This is a genomic window from Geobacillus sp. PK12 (genome assembly GCF_004123125.1).
Lineage (GTDB): Bacteria > Bacillota > Bacilli > Bacillales > Anoxybacillaceae > Geobacillus > Geobacillus zalihae.
Genome location: NZ_SDKL01000020.1, coordinates 56,023 through 80,790 on the forward strand (window position 1 = coordinate 56,023; position 24,768 = coordinate 80,790).

20 protein-coding genes and 1 other annotated feature are annotated in these 24,768 nt (G+C 55.4%); of the genes, 13 read left to right on the forward strand and 7 right to left on the reverse strand.

Annotation, left to right across the window (positions count from 1 at the left end; translation table 11 throughout):
* The first annotated feature begins 174 nt into the window (after positions 1-174).
* The 9 genes from ETR37_RS08555 to ccpA all read left to right on the forward strand — a co-directional run bounded on the left by ETR37_RS08555 (position 175) and on the right by ccpA (position 9,309).
* Entirely contained in the window at positions 175-972 is a 798-nt protein-coding gene (locus ETR37_RS08555) for a DUF1444 domain-containing protein (protein ID WP_129447146.1), read from the forward strand.
* A gap of 20 nt (positions 973-992) precedes the next feature.
* Positions 993-1,598, forward strand: a complete 606-nt coding sequence (ytpR, locus tag ETR37_RS08560) for a YtpR family tRNA-binding protein (RefSeq protein WP_013144448.1) — start codon at positions 993-995, stop codon at positions 1,596-1,598.
* Positions 1,599-1,704: 106 nt separating this feature from the next.
* On the forward strand, positions 1,705-4,056 hold the full coding sequence (locus tag ETR37_RS08565; protein WP_129447147.1) for a DNA translocase FtsK: 2,352 nt from the start codon (positions 1,705-1,707) through the stop codon (positions 4,054-4,056).
* Between the two features lie 153 nt (positions 4,057-4,209).
* Positions 4,210-5,514, forward strand: coding sequence for a UDP-N-acetylmuramate--L-alanine ligase (gene murC, locus ETR37_RS08570; protein ID WP_011232289.1), 1,305 nt, complete (start codon positions 4,210-4,212; stop codon positions 5,512-5,514).
* 145 nt (positions 5,515-5,659) lie between these two features.
* Complete coding sequence (locus ETR37_RS08575) at positions 5,660-6,103, forward strand: DUF948 domain-containing protein (protein ID WP_013144450.1); 444 nt, start codon at positions 5,660-5,662, stop codon at positions 6,101-6,103.
* A complete protein-coding gene (locus ETR37_RS08580; RefSeq protein WP_129447148.1) occupies positions 6,090-6,485 on the forward strand; it encodes a YtxH domain-containing protein in 396 nt (131 codons plus the stop codon). The genes ETR37_RS08575 and ETR37_RS08580 overlap by 14 nt, the downstream gene beginning before the upstream one ends.
* 5 nt (positions 6,486-6,490) lie before the next feature.
* Positions 6,491-6,820, forward strand: a complete 330-nt coding sequence (gene ytxJ / locus ETR37_RS08585; RefSeq protein WP_013524360.1) for a bacillithiol system redox-active protein YtxJ — start codon at positions 6,491-6,493, stop codon at positions 6,818-6,820.
* 211 nt (positions 6,821-7,031) lie between these two features.
* On the forward strand, positions 7,032-8,114 hold the full coding sequence (locus ETR37_RS08590) for a bifunctional 3-deoxy-7-phosphoheptulonate synthase/chorismate mutase (RefSeq protein ID WP_011232285.1): 1,083 nt from the start codon (positions 7,032-7,034) through the stop codon (positions 8,112-8,114).
* Positions 8,115-8,316: 202 nt separating this feature from the next.
* Positions 8,317-9,309 (forward strand): catabolite control protein A, encoded by a 993-nt coding sequence (gene ccpA / locus ETR37_RS08595; protein WP_015375640.1) that lies wholly within the window; start codon positions 8,317-8,319, stop codon positions 9,307-9,309.
* A gap of 164 nt (positions 9,310-9,473) precedes the next feature.
* Here the strand turns inward: ccpA and ETR37_RS08600 are convergent, their stop codons facing one another.
* The 3 genes from ETR37_RS08600 to ETR37_RS08610 form a co-directional block, all read right to left on the reverse strand.
* On the reverse strand, positions 9,474-10,643 hold the full coding sequence (locus tag ETR37_RS08600; protein ID WP_011232283.1) for an acetoin utilization protein AcuC: 1,170 nt from the start codon (positions 10,641-10,643) through the stop codon (positions 9,474-9,476).
* Positions 10,640-11,284 (reverse strand): acetoin utilization AcuB family protein, encoded by a 645-nt coding sequence (locus tag ETR37_RS08605; protein WP_129447149.1) that lies wholly within the window; start codon positions 11,282-11,284, stop codon positions 10,640-10,642. Before ETR37_RS08605 ends, ETR37_RS08600 begins: the two co-directional genes overlap by 4 nt.
* 92 nt (positions 11,285-11,376) lie before the next feature.
* Positions 11,377-12,009, reverse strand: a complete 633-nt coding sequence (locus ETR37_RS08610; RefSeq protein WP_011232281.1) for a GNAT family N-acetyltransferase — start codon at positions 12,007-12,009, stop codon at positions 11,377-11,379.
* Between the two features lie 174 nt (positions 12,010-12,183).
* Between ETR37_RS08610 and acsA the strand changes: the two genes are divergently transcribed.
* Positions 12,184-13,899: an acetate--CoA ligase gene (acsA, locus tag ETR37_RS08620; RefSeq protein ID WP_020756151.1), complete on the forward strand. Its 1,716-nt coding sequence runs from the start codon at positions 12,184-12,186 to the stop codon at positions 13,897-13,899.
* Between the two features lie 122 nt (positions 13,900-14,021).
* Here acsA and ETR37_RS08625 read toward each other — a convergent pair whose 3' ends face one another.
* Positions 14,022-16,760 carry a transglycosylase domain-containing protein gene (locus ETR37_RS08625; protein ID WP_081212684.1) on the reverse strand — a complete coding sequence of 913 codons (2,739 nt, stop codon included), beginning with the start codon at positions 16,758-16,760 and terminating at the stop codon, positions 14,022-14,024.
* 155 nt (positions 16,761-16,915) lie between these two features.
* Positions 16,916-17,140 (forward strand) — a binding site (T-box leader).
* A 50-nt stretch (positions 17,141-17,190) separates the two neighbouring features.
* Between ETR37_RS08625 and tyrS the strand changes: the two genes are divergently transcribed.
* Entirely contained in the window at positions 17,191-18,450 is a 1,260-nt protein-coding gene (gene tyrS, locus ETR37_RS08635; protein ID WP_060788022.1) for a tyrosine--tRNA ligase, read from the forward strand.
* Positions 18,451-18,496: 46 nt separating this feature from the next.
* On the opposite strand, the gene rpsD is transcribed toward tyrS, so the two are convergent.
* On the reverse strand, positions 18,497-19,099 hold the full coding sequence (gene rpsD, locus ETR37_RS08640) for a 30S ribosomal protein S4 (protein WP_011232276.1): 603 nt from the start codon (positions 19,097-19,099) through the stop codon (positions 18,497-18,499).
* Positions 19,100-19,409: 310 nt separating this feature from the next.
* Between rpsD and ETR37_RS08645 the strand changes: the two genes are divergently transcribed.
* Positions 19,410-21,269: a sensor domain-containing diguanylate cyclase gene (locus tag ETR37_RS08645; RefSeq protein WP_081132779.1), complete on the forward strand. Its 1,860-nt coding sequence runs from the start codon at positions 19,410-19,412 to the stop codon at positions 21,267-21,269.
* 54 nt (positions 21,270-21,323) lie between these two features.
* Here ETR37_RS08645 and ETR37_RS08650 read toward each other — a convergent pair whose 3' ends face one another.
* The gene (locus tag ETR37_RS08650; RefSeq protein ID WP_015375636.1) at positions 21,324-21,800 is read right to left on the reverse strand and encodes a GAF domain-containing protein; all 477 of its coding nucleotides are present in this window, start codon (positions 21,798-21,800) and stop codon (positions 21,324-21,326) included.
* A 92-nt stretch (positions 21,801-21,892) separates the two neighbouring features.
* Positions 21,893-22,717 (reverse strand): histidinol-phosphatase HisJ, encoded by an 825-nt coding sequence (gene hisJ, locus ETR37_RS08655; RefSeq protein ID WP_015375635.1) that lies wholly within the window; start codon positions 22,715-22,717, stop codon positions 21,893-21,895.
* A 195-nt stretch (positions 22,718-22,912) separates the two neighbouring features.
* On the opposite strand from hisJ, the gene ezrA reads away from it, so the two are divergent.
* The gene (ezrA, locus tag ETR37_RS08660) at positions 22,913-24,616 is read left to right on the forward strand and encodes a septation ring formation regulator EzrA (RefSeq protein WP_033004883.1); all 1,704 of its coding nucleotides are present in this window, start codon (positions 22,913-22,915) and stop codon (positions 24,614-24,616) included.
* The last annotated feature ends 152 nt before the right edge of the window (positions 24,617-24,768 follow it).

Consider the following 24,768-nt stretch of genomic DNA (forward strand, 5'->3'; position numbering starts at 1 on the left):
GTTCCACCAAGGAGCTGGATCGAGCGGCCGGCAAAGCGAGGGGCGGCGCCAAACGGTGAAAACGCCGCGCGGGCATGGCCAGGCATTGTCAACGCCGGATGCGCCCTTGGCGAAGCCCCGGCCGAAAGGGGGAAACGGAAGGCACGGGCGCCGGCAAAACAAGGAGGAACACGAATGAACAGCCGGCAAATGTATGAGAAGATTAAAGAACGTCTCGTCGCCCACCCACACTGGACGTTTCGCTTTGACGCCAAGCAAGACGCGATGCGCGTCGAAGACCGCCGCACGAAAAAAGGCGTCACGATCTCGCTTCCCGGCGTGATTGCCAAATGGCACGAACAAAAAGACGAGGCGGTGCGCGAAGTCGTTTATTATGTGGAGCAAACGTTGAAAACGATGGAGGAAGACGCGGCGCTTTCCGGAAACGAGCGGAACATTTATCCCGTCATTCGCTCGGCGTCGTTTCCGACGGAGACGAAAGAAGGCGTCCCGTTGCTGTTTGATGATCATACAGCCGAAACGCGCATTTACTATGCGCTTGATCTCGGCAAAACGTATCGCTTGATTGATGAGCGCATGCTGGAGAAAGACAACTGGAGCCGCGAGCGGGTGAAGGAAATCGCCCGTTTCAACGTCAGGTCGTTGTCGACGCCGGTGAAAGAGGACCGGGTGGCGGACAACGTGTTTTATTTTGTGAACACCAATGACGGGTATGATGCGAGCCGCATTTTAAACGAATCGTTTTTGGCCGATATGCGGGCGCGCGTGGAAGGAACGATGGCCGTCGCTGTTCCGCATCAAGATGTGCTTGTTATCGCTGATGTGCGCAACGACATCGGTTATGACGTGCTCGCGCAAATGACGATGAGCTTTTTTGCCGGCGGCCGCGTGCCGATCACGGCGCTGTCGTTTTTATACGAAAATGGGAAACTTGAACCGATTTTCATTTTAGGAAAAAAACGGAGAACGTAGCGACAAGGAGGAAGAGAGCGATGAACGTGTTTTACAACCGAGAAGGGGTCGGCGACGTGTTGCTTGTGTCGCTGAAACCGGCGGCGGATGAGGAACGGACGTTTGTCAGACAAGGCGATGTCGTCCGCATCATGTCCGAACGGACGGGCGAGACGGTCGGCTATAACATTTTTTCCGCGTCTTCGTACTATCCGTTTTCCGGCAACGGTCCGCTGGAAGTGAATGAGGAGCTCGTCGGCGTCATCAACGACATCTTGGCGAAAAACGGTTTTGACGAACCGATCGAAGCTGACTTGTCGCCGAAGTTTGTCGTCGGATATGTGAAAGAGAAAACGAAGCATCCGAACGCCGATAAATTGAGCGTCTGCCAAGTCGATGTCGGCGGTGAGGTGCTGCAAATCGTCTGCGGAGCGCCGAACGTCGCCGAAGGGCAAAAAGTCGTCGTCGCCAAAATCGGCGCCGTGATGCCAAACGGCCTCGTCATTCAAGAAAGCGAGCTGCGCGGCGTCCGGTCATCCGGCATGATTTGTTCGGCCCGCGAGCTTGGGCTGCCAAACGCCCCGCAGGAGAAGGGCATTTTGGTGCTGTCCGATGAGTATGAGGTCGGCCAGCCGTTCGTTTTTTGACGTTCCGACGGGCGGTGCAGACGGATTCCGACTGTTGTTTCGCCACTGGAACGACGCCAGTGGCATTTTTTCCGACAATGAAGGCAAAGAAAGAGTGACGTGATGGATGAAATTTTGGAAACGATGGCTTCGTTTTCTCACGAGCGACGAGGAAGAGGAAGGGAACGAACAGCGAACGAATTCCCGGCTGTCGGCCGGCATGCCCGAACGCGGCGCGGTGAATGTCATTTACCAATATCCGCAAGGCCGCTTCCGCTTTCCGTTGATTCCGGATGACCAGCCGGGTGAAAATCGGGAAAGGCCGGGGCGGGCGAAAAGCGAGGCATCCCGGCCGCTGCCGAGTCGGCGCCCGTCGGCTGGCGTTTCAAGGGAAATAGCGGAAAAACGGCCGTTCCGCCCGTCTGATGTGCCATCCCCGGTTTTTGGATATGATCGGAATCGGGGGAAACAGCGGCAACGAGCGGATGAACCCGAGCTGACCGCGGGGGGCATGGAGAATCGGAGCGATGAGGCGGTTCGGGAAGAGGCCCTCCGCGGAGAAGCGACACGGCGAGACGCGCGAGAGGGAACGGAAAGCCGGGCGGCTGAACCGCCAAAAGAAGAGGCGCCTTTGGCCAAGGGGGCAGAGGAATGGAACGAAGACGCGAGCGGAGCGATGCCCGCGGCTGTTATGGAAACGGAAGGAAAACATGAGCTGGCGCCGGCGGCAGGGCAGGAAGAACGTGATGCCGAGGCGGATGAAAAGAAAGGGCAGGAGCTGGACGAACGAGGCAACGAACGCGCGCCGCACGCAACAGACGGCGGCTTGGAGAGCGAAGGACGAGGGGTGCCGTCACAGATGAGGAATGGCGACGGAGGGAGCGCTTCTTCGACAGAACAGCGGGAGAAGACCCCAGATCGCGAAATCCGTCACTCGGCGGCGCCTGTTCGCCGAGAAGAGGCTTCCCGTCCCGAACGAACGCGCATCCCGTATAATGTGATCATGTTAAAGCAAGATTGGCGCAAACTCGAAGAAAAAGCGGCGAATCGATCGAACGGCTGCGTACTGCCGCCATTGGCGCTTCTTGAACCGCCCGAGAAAGCGGCCGAACGCGACGAGCAGTGGCTTCGCGACCAATGCCAGCGTTTGGACCGGACGTTTGCGAGCTTCCATATCGGCGCCAAAGTCGTTGGGGCGACGCAAGGACCGACGGTGACGCGGTTTGAAGTGCAGCCGGATTTAGGAGTGAAAGTGAGCAAGATTACGAGTTTAATCGATGATATCAAACTCAGTCTGGCGGCGAAAGATATTCGCATCGAGGCGCCGATCCCGGGAAAACGGACGATTGGCATTGAAGTGCCGAACCGAACGAGCCGTCCGGTGCGCCTGCGGGAAATTTTAGAAAGCGAAGCGTTCCGTAAAAGCCCATCGCCGCTTACCGTGGCGCTTGGGCTTGACATTAGCGGTGCGCCGGTCGTGACTGACATCCGAAAAATGCCGCATGGGCTGATCGCCGGGGCGACCGGGTCGGGAAAAAGCGTATGCATGAACGCGATGCTTATCAGCATGTTGTATAAAGCAGCGCCGCACGAAGTGAAATGGCTGCTCATTGATCCAAAAATGGTCGAACTGGCGCCGTACAACGGGCTGCCGCATTTGCTCAGCCCGGTGATCACCGAGGCGAAGGCGGCGGCGGGGGCGCTCAAGTGGGCGGTCGGCGAAATGGAACGGCGGTATGAACAGTTTGTCCACGCCGGCGTGCGCGATATTGAAAAGTATAACGCCCATCTTCGCGAACGCGGAAGCAACGAGCCGCCGCTGCCGTACATCGTCATCGTCATTGATGAGCTCGCCGACCTCATGATGGCCGCTCCAGCCGATGTCGAAGAATCGATTTGCCGGCTGGCGCAAAAGGCGCGGGCGTGCGGCATCCATTTGTTGATCGCGACGCAGCGGCCGTCGGTCGATGTTCTAACCGGGTTGATCAAGGCGAACATTCCGACGCGCATCGCGTTTTCCGTCTCCTCCCAAGTCGATTCGCGCACCATTTTAGATGTGAATGGGGCTGAGCGGCTGCTTGGGCGCGGCGATATGCTGTTTTTGGAAAATGGTTCGGCCAAGCCGGTGCGGCTGCAAGGCTGCTTTATTTCTGATGAGGAAATCGAGCGGGTGGCAGCGCACGTGAAAGAGAAGCAAGGCCCATCCTATCTGTTTGATCCGGACGATTTTCGGCAAACGGCGTCGATGGGCGGCGAGGATGACGAACTGTTCGAGGAGGCGTGCCGGTTTGTCATCGCCCAAGGAGGGGCGTCGACATCGAGCCTGCAGCGTCATTTCCGCATCGGCTACAACCGCGCTGCCCGGTTGATCGAGATGATGGAGGAACGAGGGTTGATTTCGGAGGCGCGCGGCAGCAAACCGCGCGATGTGTTGATGAGCGAGGATGAGTGGGAGCGCTGGCGCGAGCAGAACAGCTGAGGGCGGGCGGCCTCCTTTGGGCGGGCGGTAGTGTTTTGCCTCCTTGCGTGCTATAATGGGGAAATGAATGGTGCACCGCAATGAGAGAAATGGCAAAACGAGATGGATATCATATACTGTCTTACAGAGAGACGATGGTTGGAGGGCTTAACGATGACAGCTTACCATTTTGTAGGCATTAAAGGCACGGGGATGAGCGCGCTCGCGCAAGTGCTTCATGACCTTGGCTATACGGTGCAAGGGTCGGATGTAGAGAAATGGTTTTTCACGCAAAAGGCGCTTGAAGAGCGGGGAATCCCGGTGCTGCCTTTTTCGAAAGACAATATTCGTCCAGGTTATACGGTCATTGCCGGCAACGCATTTCCGGATACGCATGAGGAAATCGAGGCGGCCCGTCAGCTTGGTGTGCCTGTCATTCGTTACCATCGCTTTTTAGGCCAGCTGGCAGGCAAGTTTACGAGCATCGCGGTGACCGGTTCGCATGGAAAGACGACGACGACGGGGTTGCTTGCCCATGTGATGCAAGGAGCCCATCCAACGTCCTATTTGATCGGAGACGGCACGGGAAAAGGAGAACCAGGGAGCAAATACTTTGTGTTTGAAGCGTGCGAATACCGCCGGCACTTCCTTTCCTACTTTCCAGATTATGCGATCATGACAAATATTGACTTTGATCACCCGGATTATTTTGCCAATGTCGACGATGTGTTTTCCGCTTTCCAGCAAATGGCGAATCAAGTGAAAAAAGCGATCGTCGCCTGCGGGGATGATCCGTATTTGCCGAACATTCAGGCGAAAGTGCCGATTTTGTTTTATGGATTCGGCGAAGAAAACGATTTTCAGGCGCGCAATATCGTCAAGACGACGGAAGGGATGGCGTTTGATGTGTTCGTGCGCAACACATTTTTCGCTTCGTTTGCCATTCCGCGCTTCGGCACTCATAACGTATTGAATGCTCTCGCCGTGATCGCCCTCTGCCACTACGAAGGGGTGGATGCGGGCACGATCGCCAAGCGGCTGCAAACGTTCCAAGGCGTGAAGCGCCGCTTCAGTGAAAAAACGGTCGGGCGCCAAGTGCTGATCGATGATTACGCGCATCATCCACGCGAAATTACGGCGACATTGGAGGCGGCAAGGCAAAAATATCCGGGGCGCGAAGTGGTGGCGATTTTTCAGCCGCATACGTATACGCGGACGCAGACGTTTTTGCGCGAGTTTGCCGAAAGTTTGCTGCAAGCGGACCACGTGTATTTGTGCGACATTTTCGGCTCGGCGCGCGAACATGAGGGCAAGCTGACGATCCGTGATTTGCAGGCGCAAATTCCGCGTTCCCAGCTGCTTGAGGAACAAAACGTAGCCGTGTTGAAGCAGCATCAAGACGCGGTGTTGGTGTTCATGGGCGCCGGCGACATTCAAAAGTTTCAACAAGCGTACGAACGGGCCGTTCTTTCCGCCTGACGGCCGACAGGGAACGGGCTGTGATGAAGATGGCCCGTTTTTCCTGTTTCAAAAAGGAAGCCGTCTTTTCTATGTCGAAGTTTGAAAGCGGGAAAAGATGGGTACAAAGGGAATGAAACGTTCGAATGGGCAAGGAGGGAATCGGGTGGAATGGCTTTTGTATGGAAGCGTGGCGCTCATCGCGCTTGCTTTTTTGCTGCTTGTCGTTTACATAGCCAAGACGCTCATCGTTTTGCAGGAAACGCTGCGCCGGCTGACAGCGGCGATCGACCATGCCGATGAGCAAGTGCAAACGGTGGCGAAAGAAGTTCGTGAACTTCTCCATACGGCTAACGGCATCGCCAGCGATGTGCAAAAAAAAGCAGAAACGCTAAATGGCGCAATCGAAGCGGTCGGAGAGATCGGCGGCACGATCCGTTCGCTCAACCGCGCGCTTCGGCAGGCGGCTGCCGGTTTGTCGGCGCGGGCGGGCCTGGAGCAAGGAAAATGGGTGAAGGCATTGCGCTGGACAAATGTTTTGCTCGATTTACGGGAAAAATGGAGAAAAAAACAATCGTTAAAGGAGGGTGTATCGAATGGCGAAAAATAACGGTGGATTTTTGCTTGGCGCGCTGGTCGGCGGCATCGCCGGCGCGGCTGCTGCGTTGTTTTTGACGAGCGAAAAAGGGCGGAAATGGCTCGAGGAGTGGAATCATGCAGGCAGATGGGAGCCCGTAAAAGATACGGCTGCAGAATGGATCGAAACGGCGAAAGAGAAAACGAAGGAAATCGCCAGCTTCATTCCGTTGAAATCCTCGACGGTGCCAGCTGGCGGGGAAAACGATGGAGAGGAAGCCAAGAAGGCGACGATTCCGATTCCGCCATCCGCCGGGCCAGCCGACCGGGAAACGCTGCAAAAGCTGCTTGAGGAAGCCGAGGCGGCGCTTGATGACGCCGAGCAAAGCATCACATCGCGAAAAGAAGCGGAGTGAGAGAGATGGGAATGGAGAAGCTGGAGACGATCGAACAGTTTGACCGCGTCATGAAGGAAACGGAGCGTTTTTTGTTCGTCAAGCATAGCCTCACCTGCCCGATCAGCCAGGCGGCGTTTGGCGAATGCGAGAAGTTCGCCGCAGACCATCCAGAGCTTCCCATATATTGTCTGTACGTCCAAGAGGCGCGGCCGCTGTCCAACTATATCGCCGAAACGACCGGGGTGAAACACGAGTCGCCGCAAGTGCTGCTGTTTGAAAACGGCCGCGTCGTCTGGCATGCGTCCCATTGGGCCATTACGTATGGCGCGCTCTCGGAGCATGTCGGCGCTTGACCGTCCGCCTTTATTGCGGGCGGTTTTTTGCACACTTTTTGCTTTATTGCTTAAAAGCGTTTAATCAAAAAAGCATTTTTTTCGTGACAACGATAGCTCCATCGATTATAATAAACACTAATTAAACGACTTCGCTCTCCAAGACGGGGGCACCGCTTGCCGGCAAGCGGCGAAAACAATGCACGACACTTGGCGAAAGGATGAGAAAAGCATGAGCAATGAGAGATTAGACGAACTGCGGGCGCGAGTCGATGAGATCAACTTGCAGCTGTTGAAACTGATCAATGAACGGGGACGGCTCGTTCAGGAGATCGGAAAAATTAAAGAAGCGCAAGGGACGCACCGCTACGACCCGGTGCGCGAGCGGAAGATGCTCGACCTCATTTCCGAGCATAACGATGGGCCGTTTGAAACGTCGACGCTGCAGCACATTTTCAAGGAAATTTTTAAAGCGGCGCTTGAGCTGCAGGAAGACGATCACCGCAAGGCGCTCCTTGTCTCACGGAAAAAGCATCCGGAAAACACGATTGTTGAAGTGAAAGGCGAGCGAATCGGCGACGGCAATCAATATTTCGTCATGGGCCCGTGCGCTGTGGAAAGCTATGAACAAGTCGCTGCGGTGGCGGAGGCCGTGAAAAAACAAGGGATCAAGCTGCTGCGCGGCGGCGCCTACAAACCGCGCACGTCGCCGTACGATTTCCAAGGGCTCGGCGTGGAAGGGCTGAAAATTTTGAAACGGATCGCCGATGAGTTTGATTTGGCGGTCATCAGTGAAATCGTCACCCCGGCGGACATTGAAATCGCCTTGGACTATATTGACGTCATCCAAATCGGCGCGCGCAACATGCAAAACTTTGAGCTGCTTAAGGCAGCCGGCCAAGTGAACAAGCCGATTTTGCTGAAGCGCGGCTTGGCGGCGACGATCGAAGAATTCATCAACGCCGCTGAGTACATCATGTCGCAAGGAAACGGGCAGATCATTTTGTGCGAGCGCGGCATCCGCACGTACGAGCGGGCGACGCGCAACACGCTCGACATTTCGGCTGTGCCGATTTTGAAGAAAGAAACGCACTTGCCGGTGTTCGTCGATGTCACCCACTCAACGGGGCGGCGCGATCTGCTCATCCCGTGCGCCAAAGCGGCCTTGGCGATCGGCGCCGACGGCGTCATGGCCGAAGTGCATCCGGACCCGGCCGTCGCCTTGTCCGATTCCGCCCAGCAAATGGACATCGCTCAATTCAACGAGTTTATGGAAGAAGTGCGCGCGTTCCAACGTCAGTTTGTTCAGGCGTAAGACGATCCCCTCGGTTGTTGCCCGAGGGGATTTTTTGATGAGATGGCGAGTGTTGGGGCAAACTACCCGTGAACGGTTTGTGAACAAACCGGCAAAATGGTTGCGATTTCGTTGCGAGTTGGCGATAATGTATCGTATGATAGTTGTACATACATTCGGAATTTGACCGGTTATCGGATCGAGCGAAAAGGAGTGAAACAAAATGACGGTAACGATTTATGATGTGGCGCGGGAGGCGAACGTCTCGATGGCGACCGTCTCGCGCGTCGTCAATGGCAACCCGAACGTCAAACCGTCGACGAGGAAAAAAGTGCTTGAGGCCATCGAACGGCTCGGCTACCGCCCGAACGCCGTGGCGCGGGGGCTCGCCAGCAAAAAAACGACGACGGTCGGAGTGATCATCCCGGATATTTCGAGCATTTTCTTCGCCGAACTGGCGCGCGGCATTGAGGACATCGCCACGATGTACAAGTACAACATCATTTTGAGCAACTCCGACCAAAACAAAGAAAAAGAGCTGCATTTGCTCAACACGATGCTCGCCAAGCAAGTGGACGGCCTGTTGTTTATGGGCGGGACGATCACCGAAGAGCACGTCGCCGAATTTCAAAAGTCGTCGGTGCCGATCGTGCTTGCGGCGACGATGGGACCGAACGAGATTCCCTCGGTCAACATCGACTACGAGCAGGCGGCGTTTGAAGCCGTGACGTATTTGCTGGAAAAAGGAAACCGCCGCATTGTCTATGTAACCGGTCCGACCGATGACCCGATCAACCAGCGGAAGTTGGCGGGGTACCGACGCGCGCTTGAGGAACACGGCGCGCCGTATGAGGAAGAGCTCGTCATTGAGGGCGACAACTCGTACGACTCCGGCTTGGAGGCGTATGAGAAAATCACAGAGCTTGCCGAACGGCCGACGGCGGTGTTTGCTGGCACGGACGAAATGGCGCTCGGCATCATCCACAGCGCCCAAGACCACGGGGTGCGCGTGCCGGATGAACTGGAAGTCGTCGGTTTTGATAACACGCGATTGGCGACGATGGTGCGGCCGCGGCTGACGACCGTCGTGCAGCCGATGTACGACATCGGGGCGGTGGCGATGCGGCTCTTGACGAAGTATATGAACAAAGAGCCAGTGGACCACCATATCGTTGTCTTGCCGCACCGGCTTGAAGTGCGGGAGTCGACGAAATGAAAAAAGCTGGCCTCAACACGGGGGCCAGCTTCTTGCTTGCTTTGCTCCATTTCTTTTTTGACAGCTGCAATCGCCTTGCAGTCGGCCCGTTTTTCGGTGAAAACGGAAGTTGACTAGGAAAACAGGACGTAGAAATCCATTGTTTTCTTTAAATGAAAAAAAAATCAAGTCCCCGCCCGGCGTTGACTGCGAATGAAATACAACGCCTTTTCCACCGTTTGCGCATTTTTTTCGCTGATCTCCGCCTTGCGCGGGATCGGGGGATACAAGTCATCCGGGTCGTCCCACTCGAGCGGAAGCGCGACGGGTGAAAGCGGTTGCCAACGTTCGCGCCACTCATCCGGCAGCGGGCCGGACACATCGGCTTGTCCCGTCATCTCGAGCCAAAGGAGCGCCCATGCCCGCGGCACGACGCGCCAGATGTCATAGCCGCCGCCGCCGACGGCGATCCAGCGTCCGCCGCAATATTCATGCGCGATTTCGTGCGCGAGTTTCGGAATGGCGCGGTAGGTTTTCATCGTCACCGACAAATGGGTGAGCGGATCGTAATAGTGGGCGTCGACGCCGTTTTGCGTCACGATGACATCCGGGCGGAAAAAGTCGGCGATTTCCCGAAGCGCGGTCGTATAGGCGGCGATCCATGATTCGTCTTCCGTGAACGCATCAACGGGAATGTTGAACGAATAGCCGTAGCCCGCGCCTAAGCCGCGCTCGTTGACATTTCCGGTCCCTGGGAACAAATAGCGCCCCGTTTCATGAATGGAAAACGTGCAAACGTTCGGATCGTCGTAAAACGCCCATTGCACCCCGTCGCCGTGGTGGGCGTCCGTGTCGACGTACAACACGCGCAGTCCGTATTTCTCCCTGATGTATTGAATGGCGACCGCGCTGTCGTTGTAGACGCAAAAGCCGGATGCTTTGCCGCGGAAGCCGTGGTGCAGACCGCCGCCAAGGTTGAGCGCATGCTCGGCCGCTCCGGAAAGAACCGCGTCGACGGCGGTGAGGGTGCTGCCGACCAAAAGAGCGCTCGCTTCGTGCATGTTTGGGAAAATCGGCGTATCCTCGGTGCCAAGGCCGTAGTTTTGCGCCGCCGCTTCCGACAGCTCGCCGCGCCCGGCCGCTTTCACCGCCTCGATGTAGGAGCGGTCGTGAATGAGTGCGAGCTCGTCATCGGTCGCCATGCGCGGGGCGACGATCTGGCGGTCTTCGAGCGCGCCGAGCGTGCAAAGCAAGTCGTATGTCATTTTGACCCGCAGCTGGTTGAACGGATGGTCGTCATGAAATTTGTACTGAAGAAATTGCTCGCTATAGACGAATGCGCAGTTTCGGCTCATGACGTAACCCCCGGCAAGTTCGGCCATAGCACGCGATAGCCGGCGTTTTGCAAATCGCGGATCAATGGAAGCGGATTCATCGTCTGCACGCGGAAAACTAAAATTTTCTCATTCGGATCCGGAGCTGGATACACCAAGACGCTGGCGATGTTCACATGGCGCTCGCTGATGATGGCCGCCGCTTTGCTTAACATGCCGGTTTCGTTCGGCACTTTGATCTCGATTTGCGACCCCGGCTGGTGAACGCCGGTCAATTCAATGAACGTGCGGAGCAAATCCGTTTGCGTGATGATGCCGACGAGTTTCCCGTGATTGACGATCGGCAGACAGCCGATTCCGTGTTCGTAAAAGAGCGCCGCCACCTCCTCGACGAAATCGAGCGGATGGCCGACGATGAGGTCGGTTTTCATCATCGTGCTGACCGGTTTTTGCAAGTCTTCCAGATGTTCATGAAGATGGAAAATGGACGGGCTCGCGTCGCGCAAATCGCGATCGGTCACAAGGCCGATCAATCTCCCGCTTTCATCGATGACCGGCAGATGGCGGATGCGGTGATGTCTGAGCAGCTGCAGCGCTTCGGCGATCGTATTCGTGGGACGGAGTGTCACCACCCGCGTTTTCATGATTTGTTCGACAAGCATCGTTCTCCTCTCCCCTTTGTGCGTGGCATTTCATGCGCGCCGCCCGCAACCGGCAAGGCGGGCGCAAACGTCTGGACAGCCGAGAATGTCAGCTAGTACATATAGCGGTTCATAAACCGAAGCCGGTCGAACCGTTGAATTGATTCGGCGTCGACCCGTTTGCCAATGCGGACCATGAGGCAGTTCGCCGGATGGGAGCAAATTTCCGGGTCGTCGGTCGCATACCAGACGAGCCCGCCGGCGTTCATCATTTTCTCCATCACTTTTCGGTACTCCCATACGTTCAGCCCCGTGCCTTTTAGATCCCAATGCCAATAATACTCCGTTGTAATGATGATATAGTCTTCCATGGCGTCGTCCATCATCGAGACGATCAATAAATTTTTTCCGACGCCAAACCCGCGGAACTCCGGAATGACTTCAATGGCGCCAAGCTCGAGCAAATTTTCCATGTTCCCTTCCGACCAACGCTCAAGCGGATCGGGATACAAAAACGTCACATATCCGACAATCACCTCGCCGCGGCGGGCGATGATGATCCGCCCTTCCGGCAGCTTGGCGATTTCGATCAACGCTTTGTGCTGTTTGGCAGGCGGGCGGAAGGAAGTGAGGTCATGGTGGAATTCGTAGCTGGCCAACGCTTCCGGCGTCACCGGTCCTTCGATGAGGAGCGTTCCTTTCGGGGTTTTCAGCTCTTTGGCGTTATACGTTTTTTTATGTTCCATTCGTCCACCACCTGAATTGGTCGTTCTGCTTCCATTATACATAAAAATGGCGCCGGCTGGCGCGGTTCAAAAAAATTTCAAAAAAGCGGGGACAAGGAATATTTTAAAAATTGAGAAATGGTTTTCAATCGACTATAATAGAAATGTAATCACTTACATAAGGGGGATCGGAGAATGAACACAGAACGGCTTCCTGTCATACAAGGGGACTACAATTTGAAAAACTACGAAGAAACATATAAACAGTTTCAATGGTCGGAAGTGGAGAAAGAGTTTTCTTGGCATGAAACGGGCCGAGTCAACATGGCGTATGAGGCGATCGACCGCCATGCTGAGTCGTTCCGTAAAAATAAAGTGGCGCTCTATTACCGCGACGCGGTGCGGAACGAGAAATATACGTTCAAAGAAATGAAAGAGATGTCCAATAAGGTGGCGAACGTCTTAAAACAGGCGGCGGACATTCAGAAGGGCGACCGTGTGTTCGTGTTCATGCCGCGTTCTCCGGAACTGTACTTTGCGGTGCTTGGGATCATTAAAACCGGCGCCATCGTCGGGCCGTTGTTTGAGGCGTTCATGGAAGGAGCGGTGCGCGACCGTCTTGAAGACAGCGGGGCGAAGGCGATCATTACGACGCCGGAGCTTCTGCCGCGCGTGCCGGTCGGCGATTTGCCGGAGTTGAAGTACGTCTTTTTGGTCGGCGACGGCATTGTCGAGGAAGGGCCGTACATCGATTTGAAAAAGCGGATGAATGAGGCAAGCAAGCACTTCGACATCGAATGGGTCGACCGCCAAGACGGCTTGATTTTGCATTACACATCCGGTTCGACCGGCAAGCCGAAAGGCGTTTTGCACGTCCATAACGCGATGATTCAGCACTATCAAACGGCGAAATGGGTGCTCGACTTAAAAGAAGACGACATTTACTGGTGCACGGCTGACCCGGGGTGGGTGACCGGGACGTCGTACGGCATCTTCGGCCCGTGGCTGTGCGGAGCGTCAAGCGTCATCGTCGGCGGCCGCTTCAGCCCGGATGCTTGGTATCAAACGATCCAAGATTTCGGCGTCACCGTCTGGTACAGCGCGCCGACGGCGTTCCGCATGCTGATGGGCGCCGGCGATGAAGTCGTGAAAAAATATGATTTAAGCTCGCTCCGCCACATTTTGAGCGTCGGCGAGCCGCTCAACCCGGAAGTCATCCGCTGGGGGATGAAAGTGTTCGGCCGCCGCATCCATGATACGTGGTGGATGACGGAAACGGGCGCGCATCTCATTTGCAACTACCCGTGCATGGAAATCAAGCCGGGATCGATGGGGAAACCGATCCCAGGCGTCGAGGCGGCGATCATCGACGACCAAGGAAACGTCCTGCCGCCGTACCGGATGGGCAACTTGGCCATCAAAAAAGGCTGGCCGTCGATGATGAAAACGATTTGGAACAACCCGCAAAAATATGAATCGTACTTTATCGGCGACTGGTACGTATCCGGCGATTCGGCCTACATGGACGAAGACGGCTACTTCTGGTTCCAAGGCCGTGTTGACGATGTCATCAACACATCCGGCGAGCGCGTTGGGCCGTTTGAAGTCGAAAGCAAGCTCGTCGAGCATCCGGCCGTTGCCGAAGCCGGCGTCATCGGCAAGCCGGATCCGGTGCGCGGGGAAATCATCAAAGCGTTCATCGCGCTTCGCGAAGGGTACGAGCCGTCCGAGGAACTGAAAGAAGACATCCGCCAGTTCGTCAAAAAAGGGCTCGCCGCTCATGCCGCGCCGCGTGAGATCGAGTTCCGCGACAAACTGCCGAAAACGCGGAGCGGGAAAATCATGCGCCGCGTCTTAAAAGCGTGGGAGCTCAACTTGCCGACCGGCGATTTGTCGACGATGGAAGACTGATAGGGAGAGAAGAAGGGGCTGGCCCAAAACGCGATTGCGTTTTGGGATCAGCCCCTTTTCCATCCCCGTATGCATGCGCCGACAACGGCATTTTTGAAAGAAAGCCCATCTGTTCGGCCATGTCAGTCCGCGGCACTTGAGGACGGGGGAGAAGACGGCCCCCCGCTCTTTTGCTGATCGGAATGGGACGGCAGCGAAACGGGGTTCGACGGCGCCGATTCCTGTCCGGCGATGTCCACAGCAGTGACGCAGTACGCGGCGCCCGGCTGCAGCGGCGAAAACGAGGCTGCCTCGTCCGCTTTAACAGCGGCGGCGAGGCGTCGTTCCCCCGTTTCGTTCACTAGATAGACGCGGTAGCCGATGACATCCGGCTCGTTATGGCGATTCCAGACGAGCTTGCCCCCTGCAAGCCGAGCGGCGGGTGGAGCCGGTGGACGGCCGTTTTCCTTTAATGTGGAGACGAGCGATGCATCGCCCGCCTGCCCCTCGCCGTTGATCCCCCAATCGGCGAGAAGCTTCGGATTCACGATCACTTCGCGAGTGACAAACTCTTCCGGCGTCGTCTCAAGCGCCACATAGCGGCGTCCGCCGATGACGACGACCCGGCTTTCCATCACTTCCTCGCCGCTTCCTTCCCGCGGCGCAAACTTCGTATTGTACAGATCGTAACGGACGAGCCCGGCTTTTTCGCACGCGGCCGACGGGCTGAAGCCACTCGCGGCGCAGTAAGCGCGGCGGACGATGCCGCCTGGCATGAGAAACCGCTTCGGCGGAGCGATGAGCTTCGGGTTTTCTTGATAGGCAGCATTGATCAACCGCGCCCATAACAGCTGGGTGCGCTGGCTGTAGGAAAGCCCTTTGTAGCGGGATTCAAGCGGCGCCGGCCGGTCATAGCCGATCCAAACGCCGAACGTGACGTTCGGATTAACGGCGATAAACCACGAATCGCGCTTGTCTTGCGATGTCCCGGTTTTTCCCGCCCAATCGGCGGAAAAGGTCAAGTAGCGCGGCACCGACGAGGCCGTTCCGCCGTGAAGCACGCCGCGCATCATATCGATCATCAAGTACGACGTTTGCGGCGAAAACACCGGGACGGGTTTGCTTTGATGTTTGTAAACGATCTTTCCGTTTTTGTCCACAATCTTCTCGATCATGTAGGCGTCCACAAACGATCCGTAATTGGCGAACGTCGCATAGGCGTTGACGTTTTCCTCGACCGTGACGCCAATGTGCGTCCCGCCGATCGCCAAAGCCGGATTGGCTTCTTCTTGCTTCGAAACGCTCGTGATCCCCATTTTATGCAAATAGTCGATCGGATGGCGGGATCGAATTCTCATATACGTCCGAACGGCCGGAATGTTGAACGATTGCTGCAAGGCATAGCGCGCCGTGACGAGCCCGTGCGTTTTTCCGTCCGCGTTTTTCGGCGCATATGAACCGATCGAAAGCGGCAAGTCGGGAATGATCGTCGCCGGCTGGATGACGCCCATCTCCATCGCCGGCGCGTATACTAAGAGCGGTTTCATCGTTGACCCGTTGGACCGGTGCGCCTGGGTGGCGTGATTCAACTGCTCGCGCCCATAATCGCGTCCGCCGACGAAGCTGATGATTTTTCCCGTTTTGTTTTCGATGAGCATCGCCCCGACTTCGACCGGTTGGCGATGGGGGATCGTTTTCCCTGTTTTCTTGTCTTTGGTGTAATACACATTGTCGCTTCCGTAATACGGGTAGCGGGCAGCGATGCGCTGCATTTGTTCATAAATCTTTTTGTCGATCGTCGTATAAATCCGATATCCGCCTTGGCGCAGCGCTTTTTCCGCTTCGCCGAGATAGCGGCGGAAACGAGCGGGTTCGCGCTGCACTTCTTCCGGCTTATAACCGTCGCGCTTGGCGAACGTCTCGGCGAGCACCTCTTTCGCCCGCCGCTCAATCTCCATCGTCAAAAACGGATATTGTTCAAACGGCGACGGCTTCGGGGCGGCCAAATGCTTCGCCACATCATAGGAAAGCGCTTCCTTATACTGTTTTTCCGAGATGTAGCCGGCCCGTTTCATCCGGTAAAGCACCGTTTTCATCCGTTTCAATCCCGCCGAGAGGTCCGGTTTGACGCTGCCGTCAGCGGCAAACGGGGTGTAGACGAACGGGTTTTGCGGGAGCCCGGCCAAAAACGACGCTTGAGCGAGATTCAACTCTTTGGCGTTGACGCCAAAGACGCCTTGGGCCGCGGCTTGGATGCCGGCGATGTTGCGCCCTGAAGAATTGCGGCCGAACGGAACGACGTTTAAATACGCCTCTAAAATGTCTTCTTTGGAAAAAAATTTCTCCAGACGAAGCGAAAGCAGCATTTCTTTCGCCTTCCGCTCAAACGACACCTCGTTCGTCAACATCTGGTTTTTGACGAGCTGCTGCGTAAGCGTGCTCCCGCCGCTTTTGACCGGCGAGTTGGTCAGCTCTTGAAACACGGCGCGGATGACGGCCTTCGGAACGACGCCGTGATGTTCATAAAAATGTTCGTCTTCGGTCGCGATAATGGCTTGCACGACGTACGGAGACACGTCGGACAGGCGCACCGCCTCGCGGTCGAGGTCGGACCGGAACCGGCCTAAATATACACCGTTGGCAAAGTACATGTGGCTCGTTTCGCCGTAATGGTAAATCTCCTTTTTCATCTCGTCGGGAGAGGGAACGGGCATATCTTTGACCAAAAAGGCAAAATAGCCGGCGCCGGCGCCGATGGCAAAGCAGACAAGGCAGAGTGCGGCGACGAGCAAAATGAAGATGACGTTCCAAACCACATCGTATGTAAGGGAAAAATAATGCCACGCTTTTTCAAGAGAAATGGAAAGTTGGTTTCGCTTCATGCCAGCCCCCCTATGCGGCAAGTCATTATATATCAGTATACCATAGGAAGGGGAGGCATTGTGGAATTTTGCCGATTTTTCGCCGTTTGTGCGAAAAGCGTTAGGGTTGACAGCGAGTGCATCGCTATGGTAATAAGAATGTATATATTTCATATGAGAAAGCGATGATGGGAACAAGTAGCGGCTGTCTCCCTGGTGCAGAGAGCTGGCGGACGGTGCGAGCCAGTCCACAGGCAGGCGTGAATTACCTCCCTGAGCAGCGATGGCGAACGGTTTTGGCACCTAGTAGCCATCCGCCGGCCGGCGCCGTTACCCAAATGAGTGAGAAAGCACCATGCTTTCTAAGTAGGGTGGTACCGCGACGAACACTCGCCCCTTCATGACGGGCGGGTGTTTTCTTTTTCATGACATTCATAGAGAGGTGAAGGACATGGATTTGCTTGCGGAATTGCAATGGCGCGGGCTCGTCAACCAAACGACGGATGAAGACGGGTTGCGCAAGCTGTTGAATGAGGAGCGGGTGACGCTCTACTGCGGGTTTGACCCGACGGCGGACAGTTTGCATATCGGCAACTTGGCCGCCATTTTGACGCTGCGCCGCTTCCAGCAGGCGGGGCACCGGCCGATCGCCCTAGTCGGCGGAGCGACGGGGTTGATCGGTGACCCGAGCGGGAAAAAAAGCGAGCGCACGCTCAATGCCAAAGAAACCGTCGAGGCATGGAGCGCGCGTATTAAAGAACAGCTCGGCCGCTTTTTAGATTTTGAAGCGGACGGCAATCCGGCGAAAATCAAAAACAACTACGACTGGATCGGGCCGCTGGATGTCATTACGTTTTTGCGCGACGTCGGCAAGCATTTCAGCGTCAACTACATGATGGCGAAAGAGTCGGTTCAATCGCGCATCGAAACGGGCATTTCATTTACCGAGTTCAGCTATATGATGCTGCAGGCATACGATTTTCTCCGCCTGTACGAGACGGAAGGATGCCGCCTGCAAATCGGCGGGAGCGACCAATGGGGCAACATCACGGCAGGGCTTGAGCTTATTCGCAAAACGAAAGGCGAGGCGCGGGCGTTTGGCTTGACGATCCCGCTTGTGACGAAAGCGGACGGCACGAAATTCGGGAAAACGGAAAGCGGCACGATTTGGCTCGACAAAGAGAAAACGTCGCCGTACGAGTTTTACCAGTTTTGGATCAACACCGATGACCGCGATGTGATCCGTTACTTGAAGTACTTTACGTTCCTGTCGAAAGAGGAAATCGAAGCGCTTGAACAAGAGCTTCGTGAGGCCCCAGAGAAGCGGGCGGCCCAAAAGGCGCTTGCTGAGGAAGTGACAAAGCTCGTGCACGGCGAAGAGGCGCTCAGGCAAGCGATTCGCATTTCTGAAGCGCTCTTTAGCGGCGATATTGGCAATTTGACAGCGGCGGAAATTGAGCAAGGGTTCAAAGATGTGCCGTCATTCGTTCATGAAGGAGGCGACGTTCCGCTTGTCGAGCTGCTCGTTTCTGCCGGCATTTCGCCATCGAAGCGGCAAGCGCGCGAAGACATCCAAAACGGCGCCATTTACGTCAACGGCGAGCGCCTTCAAGACGTCGGAGCCATATTAACGGCTGAACACCGCCTTGAGGGGCGGTTTACGGTCATCCGCCGCGGGAAGAAAAAGTATTATTTGATTCGCTACGCCTAAGAAAAAAGATCCGAAATGCCGATGCATTTCGGATCTTTTTTGCGCCTTAACGCGAGTAGAACTCGACGATGAGCGCTTCGTTGATTTCCGCCGGCAGTTCGGAACGCTCCGGCAAGCGGGTGTACGTCCCTTCCATTTTTTCCGGATTGAACGTCAAGTAATCTGGAATGTAGTTGTTCGCTTCGAGCGCTTCTTTAATCACTTGCAAGTTGCGCGATTTTTCGCGAACGGCGATCGTTTGTCCCGGTTTGACGCGGTACGACGGGATGTTGACGCGGCTGCCGTCGACCAAAATGTGGCCGTGCGTCACGAGCTGGCGGGCTTGACGGCGCGTGCGGGCCAACCCTAAGCGATAGACGAGGTTGTCTAGGCGCGATTCTAACAAAATCATGAAGTTTTCGCCGTGTTTGCCCGGCATTTTGCCTGCTTCTTCAAACGTTTTGCGGAATTGGCGTTCGTTCACGCCGTACATATGGCGCAGCTTTTGTTTTTCTTGCAGCTGCAAGCCATATTCCGACAATTTCCGCCGTTGCCCTGGACCGTGTTGGCCAGGCGGATACGGACGTTTTTGCAATTCTTTCCCCGTGCCGCTCAATGAGATGCCAAGGCGGCGGGAAATTTTCCACATTGGGCCAGTATAACGAGCCATTCGTTGCTCCTCCTTACGCTTTTATTCCCGTAAAATAAAAGCAGATGTGCGCCAACAATTACGGCCATTTTGTTTTCATGCATCCTCGCTCTCGCAGCTAAGAGTTACGCGATGCACCTCGGCGGGCCGAGGAACAAAATGAACCATAAAGGTGGGCACAAAGGCTGCTATATTTTACACAAAGGCTATTATATGATTTTTAGAGGATAAAGTCAACATTTTGTTTTCCCTCTTCTCGATTTGTATGATATAATAAAAGATGCAATTTTTAGAAAAAAATTGTCATCCCATTCTCTCGCTTGGAATGATGATGCCGGTTTGGGTGGAAAAGGCGATGAACAAGGAAGAAATGAAGCGGTATGAATCATTTAAACAAAAATTTTTCCACTGGTTTTTAGCGTTTCAGGACGATGGGCCGTTTTCGGCGGCGGCGGGCGAGTTGCTCGCGCTGCTGAAAGAAGAGCTGGCGCTCGAGCAATCCGTTTTTTATTTGTACGACCCGGTGCGGGCTGTCTTTTATCCGGAAGCGGCAGCGGTTGGGGAGTCGAGTGCTTTGCCGATCGCGGCTGATGGAGAGCGGAAAGTCGCTGTTGTCGATGCCGGTGGGCCGCATATGGCGGCCCGGCTCTTTTTCATGCTTTCTGATGAGACGCCGGCGATGGTCGAGCTCGTGTATCGAAAAGATGGCGGTTTTGACGAGCGGTTGTTGTGGGAGATCCGGACGGATTTGGCGCGATTGTTCCGGAAGCTTAGCGCGGTGCTGCAAGGAGAGGGCGAAGAGAAACGGTATGGACAGTTGCATCGCTTCGCCGCCAAAATTCATTCCTCGATGCATATCGATGTTGTGCTTGAAGAAATTATCCGCACGCTGCAAAACGTCTATCCATCGTTCACCTACCACCTTCTGTTGTCGCATGACAACCATCTGCGCGGAAATTTGCCGATCAAAACGCTTGTATTGGATGAAAGGGAAAAACAGACGGCGGCGTTGCGGGCGTTTTTGACTGGACAAGTGCAATGCGAGGAGATGGAGGCGCCGCCGCGCTCGGTGCTGTACGCCCCGATTAAAGGGGTGCAGGCGGTGTATGGGGTGATTGAAATTATCGCCCCATACGCTGCGCCATTTCCAAAACGAGAGATTCATTTTATTTCGCTGTTGGCGAGCACGGCTGGAAGCGCGCTGGAGAACGCCAAGTTGTATGAACAGTCGCGCCGGCTTGTCTCCGATTTGCAGCTGATCAATGACACAATGCGCCAATTGAACGCCCGGCCGCGGCTTCATGAAGCCATTGAGTACATGGTATCGCAAATCCAACAATCGTTCGGCGCGGATGAAGTCGGTTTTTTCCGGTTTGCCGACGGCAAGTGGGAGCTTTTTCCAGGCAGCACGCCGTTTTTTTTCGACCATCGGTCCGAGCCCTATATCGAATGGGTGGAAAAGCGGCGCCAAAGCGGAAATGACATTTTATTTGCCGGCGATGTATGCGTGTCCGCTTTCGGTCCATTTCGCTCCATCATGGCGGCGCCGATGCAGCAAAACAAAGAAACGAAGGGACTGTGCATTGCGCTCGCCAGCGAGCCGTACCGCTTTACGTTTGAGATGTTCAAGCTCTTGGAATCCCTCGTTCAACATTCAACGCTGGCGTTTATGAACGCGATGCTGCGCGAAGAGCTCGAGAAGATGGTGGTCACCGATTATTTGACAAAGCTGCATACGCGCCGCTACTTGGACGAGCGGATCCAACAGTCGATGGGAACCGATGCGTCGGGAGCGTTCATGTTGCTTGACATTGACAACTTTAAGCAAATCAACGATGTGTACGGCCATCAAACAGGCGATGAAGTGCTTGTTCAAGTGGCAGAGACGATGCGCGCCAACATTCGCGACAGCGATGTGGCGGCGCGTTGGGGCGGGGAAGAGCTGGCGGTGTATTTGCCGAACGTGCCGCTGTCCGACGCCGTTGCCGTCGCCCGGCGCATCATGGAAAAAGTGCGGGAGCAAACGATCCCGGCGGTGACCGTGTCGTGCGGCATATCATGGTGGGGGCATGGCGGCTTTCAAGATGCAGAGCAGCTGTTCAAACGAGCTGACGCCGCGCTTTATATGGCGAAGGAGATGGGAAAAAACTGCATTTTTGTGCACGATGACGGTCATGTGTATAAGGTGTAAAAAAAGGAATCCGGGCAAGCGGATTCCTTCTTCGCGCTTGGTGCGCTTTTTTCGTCAGGCGGACATGAGCACGCTGGCAAACTGCTCCAAGTAGCGGCGGTCGATGTCATCGAAGCGGTTTTTCACCGGGCTGTCGATGTCAAGAACGCCGATGACGCGTCCGTCTTTGATGAGCGGCACGACGATTTCCGATTGAGACGCTGCATCGCAGGCGATATGGCCCGGGAATTGGTGAACGTCCGGAACGACCACCGTCCGCCGCTCGGCGGCCGCCGTGCCGCACACCCCCTTGCCGAACGGAATGCGCACGCATGCCGGCAAGCCTTGGAACGGGCCAAGCACAAGCTCCTCGCCGTCTGCGAGATAAAACCCGACCCAATTGATGTCGGTGAAAAACTGGTTGAGCAAGGCGGCTGCGTTCGCCAAGTTGGCGATGAAGTTGGGTTCCCCGGAAATGAGCGATTTCAGCTGTTCGATGACGAGCGCGTAATTTTCTTCGCGTGTTCCGTTGTAAGCCATGGGACGAAACATAGAACTAGCCTCCTTTTTCATCATGGTTGGAGCAGGACTCTGGCCTCAACATCCAGCAGGATGCAAGCAGGGAAATGGCTGATTCGCCTATTTTATGACGGCTGCGGGCGGTTGTCAACCGAAAGAGCCTCGCGGTCCATCCTCTCCCGTCCTTGGTGCAAGTCGGCGGCGCGATGGGCGTCGGATCCGTAGACGATCGGGATGCCCCGCCGCCGCGCCTCGGCGATCACGCCGCCCGGCGGATACGGCTCAAGGCAGAGCGGTTTGGCGGCGCCGGCGCCGTTGTAGTCCAATTCATAGCCGAACTGCTTGATGTCATCGAGAATGGCAACAATCCACTCATCCATTGGTTCCAAGCATGGGAAACGGCGTTGGAACTTGCGCACAAGCGTCATATGGCCGATGCGTCTCGGTTTGTAGCGGCCAAGCTCCGTGCGGATCGATTGCCGCACCGTTTCGTAGTAGGCGCGGTGGACGCGTTCGACCGATCCGAACAAGCGGACGATGTCGGCGAACATATCTTCGCTGTAATCAAGGCATACATATTGCCCTTCGTGGGCCAAAAAGTGAACCGATAAAATGCTGTCGTCAAGCAGCGGGCCGACCTCGTCGAGCAGGCGGGTTGTTTCTTCCTCAAAGCCAGGAATAAAATCGACTTCGAGCCCGACACGGATGGCAATGTCGTTTCGGTAGCGGGCTTTCACCTCAGCGACGGCGTGCAAATAGCGCTCAAGCTGGCTAAGCTTCATCGAACAGTCCTGGTTGGGCGTTGGATCGATAAACCGCTCAGGAAGCGGGGCGTGCTCCGTAAAGGAAATGTCGGTATAGCCCAGTTCGATCGCGCGCTCTACATAGGCCTCAAGCGGATCTTGGCTTCCGTGCGGACAAAACGGCGTATGAATATGCCCGTCGCGCATGATCGATTTTCCTCCTTTCTCCCTTATGTATCATAGCAAAAATAGTGAAGATTCTTGTAAAAAAAATAAAAATTTTGGTCAAAAAATGTCGTTAACATGGTATCATAAAAACATTGAAAAACATATATTTTTGCCTTCTCCGCTATTTTCGTTTGTTCGATAGAAGTAGCTTGAATGCAAGGAGGGCATCAGCGGATGGGAATGGCATGGATCGTTCTGCTCCTCGGAGCGGGGGCAATCATATATAATCATGTGTACCGGAAGCGGATGTACCGGGAAATCGATCGGCTCGAGGAATGGAAAATCAACTTGATGAACCGGCCGGTGCCGGATGAGCTGGCGAAAGTGAAACAGCTGAATATGACAGGGGAGACGGAGCAGCTGTTTGAACGATGGCGCCAGCAATGGGACGACATTGTGGCAGTGAAGCTGCCGAATGTGGAAGAACAGCTGTTTGACGCGGAGCGGCTGCTCGACAAATACCGCTACCGGCAGGCGCGCCGGCTGCTTGGGCAGATCGCCGACGGATTGCGTCGTCTTGAGGAAGAAGTGCATGAAATCATTCATGAAGTGAATGAGTTGATCGGCAGCGAGGAACAAAGCCGGGCGGAGATCGAGGAGCTGCGTGCGGCTCACCGGGAAGCGAAAAAGGCGCTGCTTGCTTACCGTTATACGTTCGGTTCGGCTGCCGACTTGCTTGACGTCCGTTTAACGGAAGCGGAAAAGCAGTTTCAGCGGTTTGCCGAATTGACGGAAGCCGGCAACTATTTGGCGGCGCGCGATGTGGTTCTGACGTTGAAGGAAGAGCTCGGCCGGCTCACATCCATGATGGAAGAAATTCCTAAAATTCTTGGCGAATGCCAAACGTCGTTGCCAGCTCAGCTCGCTGAGTTGGCTGATGGCTATCGAGAGATGGAAGAGCGCGGATACATCCTTGACCATTTGCACATGGAGCGCACGCTTCAGGAAAAACGGGAAAAAATCGAGCAATGTCTGGCCATGATCCATGAGCTGCGCATCGAAGAAGCGAAGCAGATTGTCGCTGAGCTGAAAGAAGAGATCGACGCGCTCTACGATTTGCTCGAAAACGAAGTGCTCGCGCATCAATATGTGCAAACGGAAATGCCGCGCCTCAGCGGCATGCTTCAGGAGCTTGCCGCCGAGGCGAAGGAAACCGAGGCCGAGGCGCTGTTCGTCCAGCAAAGCTACCATTTGGCGCCAAGCGACCTCGAAAAGTACCGGAGCATCGAAAAGCAGCTGCACCAGTTGCAAAAGCGGTTTTTTCTCATTCAAGACCGCGTTGCCGAGGCGAAAACAGCGTATTCGCTCCTGAAAGAGGAGCTTGAGCAGCTTGTGTCCCAAATCGACCTCATGAAGGAAGAGCATGAACAGTTTCGAACGATGCTGCAGACGCTGCGCAAAGACGAATTGATCGCCCGCGAAAAGCTTGACGGCATGAGAAAAACATTGGCCGAGGCGCTCCGCCTTGTGCAAAAAAGCCGGCTGCCGGGGCTGCCTGAACCGTATGCGCTTGAATTGGCGGAAGCGAGACGCAGCTTGCAAGCCGTTGCCGCGCGTCTTGAAGAAAAGCCGCTTGACATGCCGGCGGTCGACCAAGCGTTGGAGGAGGCGAAAGCGGCTGTGGAACGGTTGTATGAGCGGACGGTGGAAATGATCGAACAGGCGACGCTGGCGGAGCGGACGATTCAATACGGCAACCGCTACCGACGCCGCTATCCAGCGGTCCGCAAAGGGCTGGAAGAAGCCGAATTTTTATTTCGCCATTATGATTATGAGGAGGCGCTCCGGCAAGCGGTGGCGGCCGTTGAAGAAGTCGAGCCGGGCGCGTTTGACCGTGTGCAGAAATTATGGCAGGAGGATAACAGCCGGGAACAGTGATCAACCACCTGATCACGAGTATTGATTATCCATTATTTTACTAAAAAACACAGCACAAGCTTTTCTGCCTCTTCTCTCGAACAGGAACGAAGCCCGGAATATTTTGAATGAGGGGGCTTCGTTTGCTGTCTTCGTAAGGCAGCCAAACCGTG